The following is a 14,244-nucleotide window of genomic DNA, read 5'->3' as shown; positions in this document are numbered from 1 at the left end:
CTCGCCTCTATATTTGGAGAAAGAAAGGTCCTTTGTATTCTATTTTGAATTATTTGTGATATTATAAATAAGATTGATTTCTTAACGTAAAATTCAATGAAAGGGTGATAAATATATGGCTGAAAACCAATCAGGTGAAAAGCTACCGAAAACCGTAGGTCTGTTTACTCTCGGTTGTAAAGTAAATCATTACGAGACCGAGGGCATCTGGAGAATGTTCAAGGAGCAGGGCTATGAGCGAGTAGACTTTGATCATGATGCAGATGTGTATGTTATTAATACATGCACGGTTACCAATACGGGGGATAAAAAAAGCAGGCAGACCATCCGTCGTGCCATCCGAAAGAATCCTGACGCAGTCGTTTGCGTAACAGGCTGCTATGCACAGACTTCTCCTGGCGAGATTATGGAGATTCCCGGAGTGGACGTGGTTGTCGGCACACAGGAGCGTAAAAACATCTTCGCATATATTGAAGAGCATGAAAAAACAAAGGGACCTGTTAATGGCGTGTCGAACATTATGAAAAATCGTGTGTTTGAGGAAATGGATGTTCCAGTATTCACAGACCGTACACGGGCATCACTTAAAATCCAAGAAGGATGTAATAACTTCTGTACGTTTTGTATTATTCCATGGTCAAGAGGGCTGCTTCGTTCCCGAGAGCCTGAAAATGTAATTGCGCAGGCAAATAAATTAGTAGAAGCAGGATATAAAGAGCTTGTACTTACCGGAATACATACAGCAGGATACGGAGAAGATTTAAAAGACTATAATTTCGCAATGCTGCTGGAAGAACTGGAGCAGGTAGAAGGGTTAGAACGTATCCGGATCAGTTCGATTGAAGCGAGCCAAATTACAGACGAGGTTATACGTGTGCTGGACAGAAGTAAAAAAATCGTCCGTCATCTGCATATTCCGCTGCAATCTGGTTCGGATTCGGTATTGGCCAGAATGCGCCGTAAGTATTCCACGGACTTTTACCGTCAGAAAGTGAAAAAGATACAAAAAGCATTGCCTGGACTTGCTATTACATCTGATGTTATTGTCGGATTCCCTGGAGAAACAGAGGAAGAATTCCAAGAGACCTGTGATTTCATTAAAGAAATCGGTTATTCGGAGCTTCATGTATTCCCATTCTCCAGAAGAACCGGCACGCCGGCAGCAAGAATGGACAACCAGGTGGAAGATGAAGTAAAAGAAAGACGTGTGCATGAATTGATTACATTATCGGATCAGCTTGCAAAAGAATATGCTTCCAAATATCAAGACGAAGTGCTGGAAGTCATTCCGGAAGAGCATGCAAGTGAACAGGAAGATAATCAGCTTATCGGTTATACAGATAACTATATGAAAGTGCAATTTGAAGGCTCAGCTGATTTGATTGGTAAAATTGTTAAAGTGAAGATAATAGAGTCTGGCTATCCTGTGAATAAAGGTGTTTTCGTACGTGTGATGGATCACGCGACACATGTTGCAGAAAAAAACGCATAAAAGGAGATAACAATCATGAATTTAGCATCTTATATTGACCACACATTATTAAAACCTGACTCGACAAAAAGTCAAATTGCAAAAATTGTCGAAGAGGCAAAAGAAAATAAGTTTGCATCCGTTTGTGTTAATCCGCATTGGGTTGTTTACTGCGTGAGTGAACTAAAGGATTCCCCAGTGAAGGTATGTACGGTCATTGGCTTTCCTTTAGGAGCTACGACGACACAGACAAAGGTTTATGAAACGAGAGAGGCCATCGAAAATGGAGCAACAGAAGTAGACATGGTTATTAACGTCGGAGAACTGAAGGCTGGCAACGAAGCATTGGTAAAAGCAGATATAAAAGCAGTTGTAGATGCCGCAAAAGATAAAGCTTTAACAAAGGTCATTATAGAGACAGCTCTATTAACAGACGAGGAAAAAGTATTAGCCTGTCAATTAGCAAAAGAAGCTGGAGCAGATTTTGTAAAGACCTCGACAGGATTCTCTGGCGGCGGTGCAACCGTGGAAGATATCAGATTAATGCGGGAAACTGTCGGACCGGAGATGGGAGTAAAAGCATCTGGAGGAATCCGTGATCTGGAAACAACGGAAGCGATGATTGAAGCAGGAGCAACACGCATCGGTGCAAGCGCCGGAGTAGAGATTGTCTCTGGTAAAGCAGGAACTTCAGATTATTAATAAATAACCATTGACCGCTTAGCGGGATTATATTATAATTTAAAAAGGCATGAAAGTATGTTCATGCTCGCATTAAAAATGGTTTTGTGCTTCGGAGGGAGGGAAATTAGCATGTCAAATACAACTCGCGTTCGTAAAAACGAGTCTCTTGAGGATGCTCTTCGTCGCTTTAAGCGTAGTGTATCAAAAAGTGGTACATTACAAGAATATCGTAAACGTGAACACTATGAAAAACCTAGTGTACGCCGTAAGAAGAAATCAGAGGCTGCTAGAAAACGTAAATTCTAAAGAAGGTGTGACGTATGACGCTACTTGATCGATTAAATCAAGATATGAAGCAGGCGATGAAGAACAAAGATAAAGAAACCCTGAGCGTTATTCGCATGGTAAAAGCTTCTATTCAGAATGAATCGATTAAGCTTGGAAAAGATACTCTATCTGAGGACGAAGAATTAACTATTCTTTCGAGAGAAGTTAAACAGAGAAAAGATTCCCTCCAAGAATTTAAAAATGCTGGAAGAGAAGATTTGGTTGAAAAGACCGAAAAAGAATTGGAAATACTGGAGCAGTATTTACCAAAACAGCTTTCAGATGAAGAATTAACATCGATCATTCAGGAAACAATAAAAGAAGTTAATGCTGACTCCATGAAAGATATGGGGAAAGTAATGGGCACTGTGATGCCTAAGGTTAAAGGACAGGCAGACGGTACCAAAATCAAACAAATAGTAGAGCAGCAATTGCGATAAAGAAAACCAACCCTAAATCAGGGTTGGTTTTTTAATTTGTCCAGAAAATCAATGGCCGCAGTGAAACGACGGAAAATGAAATAATCATTCATCTTGTCAAACTTAGATGAAGCTTTCTCTAACCTGAGGAGATATGGTACTATCAAAGTATACCCATCCACGAAAAATGAAACCTTTTTGGGATTACTTTCGTAAATATAGATAAGGTGCAGGAGGAGGGGGTGACTCAAGTTGAAAAGACATCGTAAGCGGTTAGCTGTATACATATTGTTTGTAACAGTTTTAACCATTGTATCCATATTTACCGGAACGCAGACAGAGGCTGAGCAGGGTGAAGGCGAAACAGTTTATATTGTACCAATTGAACGGGAAGTGGAAAGAGGCCTGGAAGCATTTATTGACCGGGCTACCACAGAGGCGATGGAAAGCGGGGCAGATCATATTATTTTTGAAATTGATACGCCTGGCGGCCGTGTTGACTCTGCCGGACAAATTGGTTCGCATATCCAAAGTATAACTGTCCCGACAACGGCTTATATCGTCAATGAAGCATTATCTGCCGGATCTTACATTGCGTTGTTCTCTGATAATATTTATTTTAATCCGCATGCAACTATGGGAGCGAGCGGGATTATTAATCAAGATGGAACAGCAGCAGATGAGAAAGCACAATCTGCCTGGCTTGCGCAAATGAGAAGTGCTGCAGAATCAAATGACAGAGATCCTATTTATGCTGCAGCAATGGCTGATAACAGCATTGATTTACCGGAGTATGGGGCTCCTGAAGGACAGTTCCTGACACTCGGCCCAAGAGAAGCAGTTGAAGTTGGATATGCAGAAGGAATTGTTTCTAACCGTGCTGAACTTCTGGAAGAGCTTAATCTGTCTGAAGCAACTATTGTAGAAACAGAAACTTCGATGGCAGAAGAACTGGCGAGGTTTTTAACGCATCCGGTTGTTATTCCTATTTTATTATCTGTTGCCAGTATAGGTTTGATTGTAGAACTGTACTCTCCAGGTTTTGGCGTGCCGGGAATATTAGGACTGGTATCCTTAGTATTATTCTTTTATGGGCATGTTGTTGCCGGATTAGCAGGCATGGAGGCGCTGCTGCTTCTTATTATCGGTATTGGTCTGATTGTAGCAGAATTCTTTGTAACCGGCGGGATTCTGGGAGTGCTGGGAATAGCTGCGGTGATCGGTTCCTTATTCATGTCAGGGTATGATATGGTCCACATGTCAATGAGCATAGGGATTGCCTTTTTGATTGCTGTGATTCTTGCTATTATCTTATTTAGAAGAATAGGTATGGATAAAGGGGTTTTTCGCCATATTGTTTTAAGAGACAGTACAGCAACAGAAGATGGTTATGTATCCTCAGTAAACCGTTTAGAACTTGTCGGACTTGAAGGAAACTCATTAACAGCGCTGCGCCCCTCTGGACTGGTAGAACTAAATGATGAAACAATTGATGTCGTGTCAGACGGAACTTTTGTTGACAAGGGTAAGAAAGTGAAAGTAATTCGTGTAGAAGGTGTTCGTGTCGTTGTTAGGGAAGTGAAATAATTATTTTTTAAATCAGGAGGAATCAGCATGGACGAAAATATTTTAATGCCGCTTATTATTATTGCGGTCATCGTTATTGCTTTAGCTATTTTATTTACTTTTGTACCAGTTGCGCTATGGATTAGTGCCTTGGCAGCCGGAGTAAAAATCAGTATCTTTACACTTATCGGTATGCGTTTGCGCCGGGTAGTGCCAAACCGTGTTATTAATCCGCTTATCAAAGCGCATAAAGCCGGGATGAATGTGAAAACCAACCAGCTGGAAAGCCACTATCTGGCAGGCGGTAATGTAGACAGAGTAGTAAATGCACTTATCGCAGCACAGCGGGCAAATATTGATTTATTATTTGAACGTGCAGCTGCGATTGACTTAGCGGGCCGTGATGTATTAGAAGCGGTACAAATGAGTGTAAACCCGAAAGTAATTGAAACACCATTTATTGCCGGTATTGCAATGGACGGTATCGAAGTAAAAGCATTAGCCAGAATTACCGTGCGTGCCAATATTGACCGCTTAGTCGGTGGTGCAGGTGAAGAAACAATCATCGCCCGTGTCGGTGAAGGGGTTGTAAGTACCATTGGTAGCTCTAATGCACATACAGAAGTTTTAGAAAATCCAGACATGATTTCTCAAACTGTATTAAGTAAAGGTCTTGATTCTGGAACTGCTTTCGAAATTTTATCCATTGATATTGCTGATGTGGACATCGGTAAGAACATTGGGGCAATCCTGCAAACTGACCAGGCTGAAGCAGATAAGAATATTGCTCAAGCGAAGGCAGAAGAACGCCGCGCAATGGCGGTAGCACAAGAACAAGAAATGCTTGCCCGCGTACAAGAAATGCGCGCGAAAGTAGTAGAAGCCGAAGCAGATGTACCGCTTGCATTAGCAGAAGCATTGCGTTCAGGCAAAATGGGTGTCATGGATTATATGAACTATCAAAATATTGATGCCGATACAGATATGCGTGATTCCATTGGCAAGCTTTCTACAGATAATAAGGATGACGACCAAAATAAGTAATTAAAATGAAAATAAAGGAGGGGGCATATGGACTGGATATTTGAAAATCTGTTTCTTATTATTATCATTATTTCTGGAATAGTTGCATTTCTGGGGGATTCTAAAAAGAAACAGGAAGAACAGAAAAAAGAGCAGTCTAGACCTCCAAATAAACAGGCGCCGTCAAGACAAAGACAGCAGCGTTCCCCTCAAGAAATGAGAACGAGGCAGCAGACACAAAGACAGACACAAAGAAAAAGAGAGCAGCCTCGTGCCGAGCGTCAAGTCTACAGAGAGGGAGCACGTCCGGATATTTCTGCTGGAGGTATTGAAGAGCAGCAGAGAAAACAGATGGAGCGGATGACAAATCGCTATCAAACCTCCTCTCAAGAAGATGTGGAAGACGCAAAGCAAAATTTCAAGGACTTGATTGTGGACCGCAAGGATGAAGCAGATAGCCCAGGAAAGAACGAAATGAAGAAGCGTGTTTCTGGAAATCTTGATGGAAAAGGATTAGTTAACGGTATTATTATGGCAGAGGTTTTAGGATCGCCGCGTGCGAAGCAGCCGTATAGAAGTATCGTGCAAAGAAGAAAATAAAAGGAAACATCAAACACCTTAATTGGCATTGTTATGCTGATTAAGGTGTTTCTTTTTTTCATTGTATCTAGTTCTGTTCAAAGAATAAATGACATATGTATCAATGAGGGGGGATCATCATTGAAAAAATGGCAACAAAGAATCCGTTCGCTTTTAATGGAGCAATTCTCTCTTCCATCCGATGTTGTTATGGAAATGCCGCGCATAACAATCATTGGACATTTGCATTTTTATATTGAAAATCATCAAGGCTTAGCACTGTATACAAATGAAGAGCTTAAATTAAAGGTAACAAATGGATTTGTAAGCATTAAAGGACATTCCTTTGTACTTAAAATGATGCTTCCAAAAGAAATTATGCTGGAGGGAACGATTTCTGAGGTAATTTTTTTAAATCACGCAGGCGAAAAAGAAGATTGATGCTTCTATATTTACGAAGCTGATGGAAACTTCCTTTTTAGAAAACATTTTTTGATAAGCGCAGCATGATTTTATGTAAAGGTCAGGATAGCAGATAAGCAATGGGAGGTTGAAATGAAAAAACAAAATCCGCCGTCGATACGTGCTTACGTTACTGTTCGTGTGAAAGGTGTCAAACCGGAATTATTTCTGCAAAAATGTGCCAGCAAGGGCATTCCTATTTGGGATGTAAAAAAAATAGATGCTGCGTGCTGTGAGGCTACAATTATGTTTAAAGATTTGGGAGCCTTAAGAAAGTTAAGGAGAAACTCTTTGTATAAAGTTTCCTTTGCCGGTCAAAAAGGCTTTCCTTTTTTTCTTTCGAGGCTCAGCCGAAAAAAATTCTTACTTGCTGGTATTTTAACTGGTTTTTTATTTTTTTTCATTTTGTCTAATTTATTATGGTCTGTTCATATCACTGGCGTGCCAAAAGAAATTGAAGAAAAAATAGAAACAGAGCTGGAGGCGTTTGGAGTGTATCCGGGTGTCTGGTTATTCTCTCTTGCTACTCCAAAAGATATTCAACGCCAGCTCTTAAATGAAGTTCCAGAGCTGCTCTGGACAGGCGTTCAGCTCCAAGGGACCTCATTGCATCTGGAGGCTGTTGAAAAAACGATTGTGGAGGAAATCCCCCCTGGAGAACCAAGAAATTTAGTAGCAACGAAAAAAGGCGTCATCACTAACATGTATGTTTCTAGAGGACGAGCTGAAGTAAGTGTGAATGATTACGTGGTTCCGGGGAAAATATTAGTGTCTGGTAATTTAAATACGGAGGAAGGAGAAGATAATACAGAAACGGAAGAAGAGCCGGACAAACCGATTGCTGCAGAAGCAGAGGTGATGGCAAATACATGGTATGAAGTTCATGTCACTGTGCCGCTTCAATACCAGACAGAAGAGATAACAGGAAATCAGAAAACGAAGCATTATTTGCGTTTTGGTGATGTGCAGCTTCCATTTTGGGGATTTAAAAACCCGGATTATTCCCATTCACAAGAGGAGCGGAAAGAACAGCCCATTCATTTTTTAAAGTGGGAGCTTCCTTTCTCTTATGTTTCCAGTGAAATTAGTGAGACAAAAAAAACAGATGAAGAGCGATCCAATGAAGAAGCAATCGAGGCTGGGGTGGAGCAGGCTAAAATACAATTATTAAATGAACTGGGGCCAGAAGCCACGATATTATCAGAAAAAATTTTACATGAACATATAGAGCATGGTAAAGTTGAATTAGTCTTATATCTTTCGGTAGAAGAAAATATTGTAAAAGAAGAACTTATTATTCAAGGAGACTGATTATGCCCGAAAACTTAGTGGATATTGATTTACAATTAGAAGGTGCCAATGAAGCGCTTGCTTTATTTGGTACAAATGATAAACATTTAAAACAGCTGGAAGCTTTACTTGATGTAGATATTATATCCAGAGGCGAATCCATCCGCGTTTCTGGAGAGAATCAGGCAGTGCAGTTAGTACAGGAGATTCTGCTGACTATTTTAAGCGTTATCCGGAAAGGACAGACAGTTTCGGAACGGGATGTTGTCTATGCTGTAGACTTGGCGAAAAAAGGCAAGATAAAACAGTTTGAAACGTTATTTGAAGATGAAATTACAAAGAACTATAAAGGAAAGTCTATTCGTGTAAAAACACTTGGACAGAAACAATATGTCCAGGCAATCAAGTCAAAGGATCTTGTCTTTGGCATAGGTCCGGCCGGAACAGGAAAAACGTACCTGGCTGTGGTTATGGCCGTTCATGCGATGAAGAACGGACTGGTGAAAAAAATTATTTTAACCAGGCCGGCAGTCGAAGCCGGTGAAAGCCTAGGGTTTTTGCCAGGTGATTTAAAGGAAAAGGTAGATCCTTATTTAAGGCCATTGTACGATGCTTTACATGATGTATTAGGCACAGAGCATACAGCCCGTTTAATTGAAAGGGAAACGATTGAAATTGCACCGTTGGCCTATATGAGGGGCAGAACCTTAGACGATGCTTTTGTTATTTTGGATGAAGCCCAGAATACAACACCGGCTCAAATGAAAATGTTTCTGACGCGCTTAGGATTTGGATCGAAAATGATTATTACGGGAGATATGACACAAGTGGATCTCCCGAAAGGCATCGTATCCGGCTTAAAGGTTGCTGAGCGGATGCTCAGCCCAATCGAAGGTTTAGCCTTTGTTCATCTGCAGGCTGCCGACGTGGTGCGCCATCCACTCGTTCAAAAAATAATAAATGCTTACGAAACAGAAGGTGAGAACGAAGGATGAGACAAAAGAATGTCTCATCCTTGTTGTTCATCATAAAATTAAACTCTGATTAACGTTTAGATATCCATGCTGCATACGGACAAAGTTTTTCAAAGGCGTTTTAGAACTAAATATGGAATTTTAAGTTAAAATATCAGGTGAAGAGTCTGTGACTTTGTTGTTTTACTATGACCAAGGAATTCACTTAATTTTAGATAATTTCATCCCAATCCGTTGGATGGAAGTGGTAAAATAAAAAGAGGAGGTGAAGGTGTTGAAAAAAAGATGGAAGAAAATACTTCCTTTTTTTAAAAATAATCGAAAATACTTTATTGCAATTGTCCCGGCCCTTATTGTAGGAGCACTTGTTTTTCTGACGTTATTAGATAATGTACGTACAGATACATATGATATTCAGCGTTTTGCTGTTTCTGAAGAGACAATACGTTCACCGATAACAATTGAAAATAAACAGGAAACGGATCAGCGGATCAGGGAAGCAGTCAATGCCGTTCCTGACCGGTACAGCATTTCCGAAGAGGTGACAGAGGAACGATTAAATTATGTAAACGAAATTTTTGATGCTGTATTAACCATCATCGCGGAACATGATGAAGGCGCTTTAGAAGAGGTATTTGAAGAAGAAGCAGTTGAATTAAGAGCGTTGCTCTCGGAAGAAATTCGTTCAGAAATTTCCGAAGAAGTGCTCATTTCCTTGCTGCAGCAGCCCGAAGAGGACTTGGAAGAAGCGGGGGCAGTATTTTCCGAGAGTTTGGAAAGTGTATTAGAGCAAGGTATCAGAGCAGAGAATATTCAATCTGGAATTACTAATATCGAGCGTGATTTAGCTTATTCTGAAATGAATGAAGGCTTACAGGAAGATTTAATGGAATTAGCAGAATTTGCGGTCGTGGAAAACTCTTTCTTTGATTATGAGGCAACTGCTCAAGAGAAAAAAGACGCCGCAACACTTGTGGACCCTGTTGTTATTCGTGCCGGTGAAACCATTGTTCGGGAAGGCCAGACTATTACAAATGAAATCTACGAGCAGCTGGAGCTGGTAGGCGTATTATCACAGGAGGGTAATATTTATCCGATTTTGGCGTTGGGATTTCTGGCAGCGATAATTGCATACTTTTTCGGGATGGAATGTCTGCAAATTGCAAAAGATAAGAAATGGAACCTTCTGCCGATTGTAGCTGTTTCCCTGTTAAGTGTACTGGCTATTTTTGTTATGAAAATCCAAAGTTATTTCTTTGACCAGACGAATGCTCTCTATTTAGTTACCCCTATTGCAGCTATTGCTATTTTATTAAAAGTATTAATCGGCGATCGTTCAGCGGTACGTCTCAGTATCTTATATGCCATTTTAGCTGCATTTATGTTTAACAGTTATATTGCCGGGATGCTGCACGTCGAAGCGGCTATCTATTTCCTTTTTTCTCAGCTTGCCGCAATTGTGTTAATGAAGAAATTAAGTGAACGTCTTGTTATTTTAAAAACAGCGATTGGATTGATTTTAATTCATTCTGCTGTCATTATCTTATTTCTATTCCTGTCCTTTGAAAAATATACTTGGTTCGATGTCTTTTTATACCTTGGTTTAGGGATAGTTGCTGCTTGTCTTTCAGCTATTTTGGCAATTGGATTATTGCCGTTGTTCGAAAGCTTTTTAGGTATATTGACAGATATGAAACTCCTGCAATTATCTAATCCCAATCAGCCGCTGTTAAAACGGCTGCTGGTGGAAGCTCCGGGAACGTACCATCATTCGGTAATGGTAGCCAACATTAGTGAGACTGCCTGTGAAGCGGTGGGAGCGAATGGTTTGCTGGCACGGGTGGGCGCTTACTATCATGATATTGGCAAAACTGTGCGGCCGGCCTTTTTCATTGAAAATCAGATGCCAAATAAAAATCCGCATGATAAATTGCCGCCTAAGGAAAGTGCAGATATTATTATCCGCCATACAACCGATGGAGCAAATTTGTTAAAGGCGCATAAAATGCCTAAGGAAATCATTGATATTGCGAAGCAGCATCATTCGAATTCTTTAGTGCAATTCTTCTATATGAAAGCAAAGGAGCTGGACCCGGAAACAGAGGAAGCGGATTTCAGATATCCTGGACCAAAGCCGGAAACAAAGGAAACGGCGATTGTCTGTATTTGTGATTCTGTCGAGCCGGCAGTCCGTTCCTTGCAGGAACCGACACCGGAGACGATTGATTCCATTGTGTCATCGATTATCAATGGCAAAATTTCAGATGGACAATTAGATAACAGTCCTTTAACATTAAAAGAGTTAAAAATCATTCAACATACGGTTTGTGATTCTTTGAAAGGAATTTTCCATTCTAGAATTCAGTATCCGAAGAAGGAAGGGGATAAATAATGCTTATTGATTTTCAGGATGAAACCAATGCTGTGTCTGATGAACATAGAGCACTTGTCGAAAAGCTGCTGACCTTTGCCGGAAAAGAAGAAAATACAGCTGCTGAAGCAGAAATTTCAATCAGCTTTGTGGATAATGAACAAATTCAAGTAATCAACAGAGATTATCGTGATAAAGATAAACCGACAGATGTTATTTCATTTGCGATGCAGGAAATGGAAGACGAAGAACTTGAAATTGTTGGCGAAGGGCTGCCGGTTGTGCTGGGAGATATTATTATTTCGATAGATAAAGCAAAAGAGCAAGCGGAGGAATACAATCACAGCTTTGAGAGAGAGCTGGCCTTTTTAGCGTTACACGGATTTTTACACCTGCTTGGGTATGATCATATGAATGCAGAAGATGAGAAGAAAATGTTTCAGAGACAAGACGAAATTTTAGGTGCATTTGGCATTGAAAGATAAGAAAAGAGTTGTTGGATTCCGTTATGCTTGGGCAGGGCTGAAAACGGTGGTGAAAAAGGAGTCGAATTTCCAGCTGCATCTTGTCGCTATGACGATTGTAGTTGCAGCAGGCTTCTTTTTCCATCTTTCTCTCATCGAATGGGCGGTTATTTTATTAACCATTGGTTTAGTGCTTATCACTGAAATGATAAACAGTGTCATTGAGCGGGTCATGGATTTTATTCAGCCGGGTTATGATGAAAGAATAAAGGAAATAAAGGATATTGCAGCTGGTGTTGTCCTCGTGACTGCGCTGATATCCGTTGTAGTCGGAATACTTATTTTTGGTCCTAAAATAATGCAATTCATATAATAGTATGATAAAAATAATGTTTATTGAACGATTATCCAGCTTCATAACGTTATTAGCAGATGTGGTTGTCATCAGGCCTTTTGCCGGCAACCGTGTTGCGCTAATGCAGTTAAGAAAGTCTGAAATTAACTGTCAAAAGGGAGGAGCTTGACCAAGCTCCTCCCTTTTTGTAATTCATTGTATGATTGTTAAAGGTTTTGTCGATATAGTGAAACTAATTAAAAAATGTAGTATGATAGGAAGCAAGCAAACAATGAATGCTCCCGCCACTTCATTTCTAAAGAAATTGGAAGTGTGGGTTTCTGGGGTGTCGACTTTCAAGATGACGATTAACCGCCAGTGGAGTTGACACATCGGTGTGCTAAAAACACCCAACCCCGCTATCCCATTGGTCCTGTCTTTGGGACTACTTTTCAGCTTACCTGAGGTTCACACATTTGTGTGCCTTGGCTGACATATTTGGCTTGAACATTTTACGTGGCAAAGCAACGATTCCCGCCACAACCTGCAATGTTCAGTTTTCAAGAGCGTCTTTCAAGAACATTATAATATACGAACTTAAGTTCGTAAATGCAAAAAGGCGATTCATCTCTCACTTACTCATTGGATTTCACCCTGCACATTCCGACGTACAGGATGTACTAGTGCAGGCGTTGCAACAGGACGTTGCGACGTTAGCCTGCCTTGAGGTTGGGAGTCCTCTCGCCTAATCAAGAATAGAAATTCGGAGGAAAACAGCATGACAAATAATTTTAAATCAGGCTTTATCGCTATTATAGGCAGACCAAATGTTGGAAAATCAACATTCATGAACCGGGTGATTGGTCAAAAAATCGCTATTATGAGCGATAAGGCACAAACAACACGAAATAAAATACAAGGTGTTTTGACAACAAAAGAATATCAAATGATTTTCATTGATACACCGGGGATTCATAAACCGAAGCACCGATTAGGCGATTTTATGGTACAGGTGGCAGAGAACACATTGAATGAAGTGGATCATATTTTATTTATGATCAATGCGGATGAAGGTTACGGCCGCGGGGATCAGTATATTATTGATTTGCTTCAAAAAATAAAACAGCCGGTATATCTGATCATTAATAAAATCGATAAGATTCAACCGGAAAAGCTTATGCAGCTGATTAATCAATATAAGGATTTTTATGAATTTGAGGAAATTATTCCTATTTCTGCATTGGAAGGGAATAATGTAGATCATTTACTAGAGGTGCTCGCTAAGCAATTGCCGGAAGGTCCGCAATATTATCCGGAAGATCAAATAACAGATCATCCGGAAAGGTTTGTAATTTCTGAGCTTATCCGCGAAAAAGTATTGCATCATACGAAGGAAGAGATTCCGCATTCGATTGCCGTAGTCATTGAAAATATAGAGAAGAACGAAAATGATAAATTATTGGTACAAGCAACGATTGTTACGGAAAGAAGCTCTCAAAAAGGTATTTTGATTGGCAAGCAGGGCGGTATGCTGAAAAAAATCGGGCAGCAATCACGCCGCGATATTGAAGCATTGCTCGGGTCTAAAGTATATTTAGAACTCTGGGTAAAAGTGAAGAAGGATTGGAGAAACAAACAGAATCAATTACATGAATACGGATTCCGGCTTGATGAGTACTAGAGGATATGGTAAACCGGATATGCTGTTTTAATTCGTTTTTTTGAATATCCTCTTAAAGATGGTAATTTTTTATACTAATGAAAACGTCAAATCGAACCAACCTATAAAAGAGGCGGACATTCATTCCAGGCTGTCCTCTTTCGTCAGTAAATCTGGTTATTCGTTAAAGGAAGTCTTAAAAGCGGATTTTGTTTTCTTAGAATCTCTACTGCGGTAAAGTCGAAGCTTTAGAAAATGCTTGGTTGCACTTAATGAAGTAAATAGAAAAGTTTATCCTTTCCTATTTGTGAAGAGTCAGTTACAGCAAAAAAATAATTAGAAAGGTGGGGTTTCTTGTGTTAGATGCAACATGGAATTTGTTTTATCAAACAGGAAACATTGAAACCTATTTATTATTAAAAGAACTAGAGCAGCAAGGACAATTAAGTCAGGAAAAAAGACAAAATGAAAATACCCAATCTTCTATGGGTGACGGTATAGATTTGCCATCTTTGTAGCCATATCGCTTGAAGCATGATAAATCCTGCGATAAATTGAAACTTCATTCAGCTGGGGATTATTCATCTCCTTAAAGGAATCTTAATGAAACTGTGATAAAA

15 protein-coding genes are annotated in these 14,244 nt (G+C 40.0%); all 15 read left to right on the top strand.

Going from position 1 to position 14,244, the window contains the following annotated elements; all coding sequences use genetic code 11:
- Nucleotides 1-115 precede the first annotated feature (115 nt).
- The 15 genes from mtaB (at nucleotide 116) to MKX55_RS14100 (ending at nucleotide 14,142) form a co-directional block, all read left to right on the top strand.
- The gene (mtaB, locus tag MKX55_RS14170) at nucleotides 116-1,492 is read left to right on the top strand and encodes a tRNA (N(6)-L-threonylcarbamoyladenosine(37)-C(2))-methylthiotransferase MtaB (RefSeq protein WP_339233283.1); all 1,377 of its coding nucleotides are present in this window, start codon (nucleotides 116-118) and stop codon (nucleotides 1,490-1,492) included.
- A gap of 15 nt (nucleotides 1,493-1,507) precedes the next feature.
- Nucleotides 1,508-2,173 (top strand): deoxyribose-phosphate aldolase, encoded by a 666-nt coding sequence (gene deoC, locus MKX55_RS14165; RefSeq protein ID WP_339233282.1) that lies wholly within the window; start codon nucleotides 1,508-1,510, stop codon nucleotides 2,171-2,173.
- A 111-nt stretch (nucleotides 2,174-2,284) separates the two neighbouring features.
- Nucleotides 2,285-2,461 carry a 30S ribosomal protein S21 gene (gene rpsU / locus MKX55_RS14160; RefSeq protein WP_019377991.1) on the top strand — a complete coding sequence of 59 codons (177 nt, stop codon included), beginning with the start codon at nucleotides 2,285-2,287 and terminating at the stop codon, nucleotides 2,459-2,461.
- Nucleotides 2,462-2,475: 14 nt separating this feature from the next.
- Nucleotides 2,476-2,922 (top strand): GatB/YqeY domain-containing protein, encoded by a 447-nt coding sequence (locus MKX55_RS14155; RefSeq protein WP_339233281.1) that lies wholly within the window; start codon nucleotides 2,476-2,478, stop codon nucleotides 2,920-2,922.
- Nucleotides 2,923-3,153: 231 nt separating this feature from the next.
- The gene (locus tag MKX55_RS14150; RefSeq protein ID WP_339233280.1) at nucleotides 3,154-4,488 is read left to right on the top strand and encodes a nodulation protein NfeD; all 1,335 of its coding nucleotides are present in this window, start codon (nucleotides 3,154-3,156) and stop codon (nucleotides 4,486-4,488) included.
- A gap of 27 nt (nucleotides 4,489-4,515) precedes the next feature.
- Nucleotides 4,516-5,511 carry a flotillin-like protein FloA gene (floA, locus tag MKX55_RS14145; RefSeq protein ID WP_040980627.1) on the top strand — a complete coding sequence of 332 codons (996 nt, stop codon included), beginning with the start codon at nucleotides 4,516-4,518 and terminating at the stop codon, nucleotides 5,509-5,511.
- 27 nt (nucleotides 5,512-5,538) lie between these two features.
- Nucleotides 5,539-6,090 carry a hypothetical protein gene (locus tag MKX55_RS14140; RefSeq protein WP_339233279.1) on the top strand — a complete coding sequence of 184 codons (552 nt, stop codon included), beginning with the start codon at nucleotides 5,539-5,541 and terminating at the stop codon, nucleotides 6,088-6,090.
- A 120-nt stretch (nucleotides 6,091-6,210) separates the two neighbouring features.
- Nucleotides 6,211-6,510 (top strand): sporulation protein YqfC, encoded by a 300-nt coding sequence (gene yqfC, locus MKX55_RS14135; RefSeq protein WP_339178009.1) that lies wholly within the window; start codon nucleotides 6,211-6,213, stop codon nucleotides 6,508-6,510.
- Nucleotides 6,511-6,624: 114 nt separating this feature from the next.
- A complete protein-coding gene (yqfD, locus tag MKX55_RS14130) occupies nucleotides 6,625-7,842 on the top strand; it encodes a sporulation protein YqfD (RefSeq protein ID WP_339178006.1) in 1,218 nt (405 codons plus the stop codon).
- Between the two features lie 2 nt (nucleotides 7,843-7,844).
- Nucleotides 7,845-8,816: a PhoH family protein gene (locus MKX55_RS14125; protein ID WP_339178003.1), complete on the top strand. Its 972-nt coding sequence runs from the start codon at nucleotides 7,845-7,847 to the stop codon at nucleotides 8,814-8,816.
- A gap of 253 nt (nucleotides 8,817-9,069) precedes the next feature.
- Complete coding sequence (locus MKX55_RS14120) at nucleotides 9,070-11,187, top strand: HDIG domain-containing metalloprotein (protein WP_339233277.1); 2,118 nt, start codon at nucleotides 9,070-9,072, stop codon at nucleotides 11,185-11,187.
- Nucleotides 11,187-11,651: an rRNA maturation RNase YbeY gene (gene ybeY, locus MKX55_RS14115; protein ID WP_339177999.1), complete on the top strand. Its 465-nt coding sequence runs from the start codon at nucleotides 11,187-11,189 to the stop codon at nucleotides 11,649-11,651. The genes MKX55_RS14120 and ybeY overlap by 1 nt, the downstream gene beginning before the upstream one ends.
- Nucleotides 11,641-12,003 carry a diacylglycerol kinase family protein gene (locus tag MKX55_RS14110; protein ID WP_212929085.1) on the top strand — a complete coding sequence of 121 codons (363 nt, stop codon included), beginning with the start codon at nucleotides 11,641-11,643 and terminating at the stop codon, nucleotides 12,001-12,003. The genes ybeY and MKX55_RS14110 overlap by 11 nt, the downstream gene beginning before the upstream one ends.
- Nucleotides 12,004-12,742: 739 nt before the next feature.
- Nucleotides 12,743-13,645 (top strand): GTPase Era, encoded by a 903-nt coding sequence (gene era / locus MKX55_RS14105; RefSeq protein WP_042534822.1) that lies wholly within the window; start codon nucleotides 12,743-12,745, stop codon nucleotides 13,643-13,645.
- Nucleotides 13,646-13,980: 335 nt separating this feature from the next.
- Entirely contained in the window at nucleotides 13,981-14,142 is a 162-nt protein-coding gene (locus tag MKX55_RS14100; RefSeq protein WP_139089150.1) for a YqzL family protein, read from the top strand.
- Nucleotides 14,143-14,244 lie beyond the last annotated feature (102 nt).

Origin of the sequence: Oceanobacillus sp. FSL W7-1281, assembly GCF_037969835.1 — a bacterium.
Taxonomy (GTDB): Bacteria; Bacillota; Bacilli; order Bacillales; family Amphibacillaceae; genus Oceanobacillus; species Oceanobacillus oncorhynchi.
Note: the sequence above shows the minus strand (reverse complement) of the source record. Positions and strands in the feature narration are given on the sequence as shown.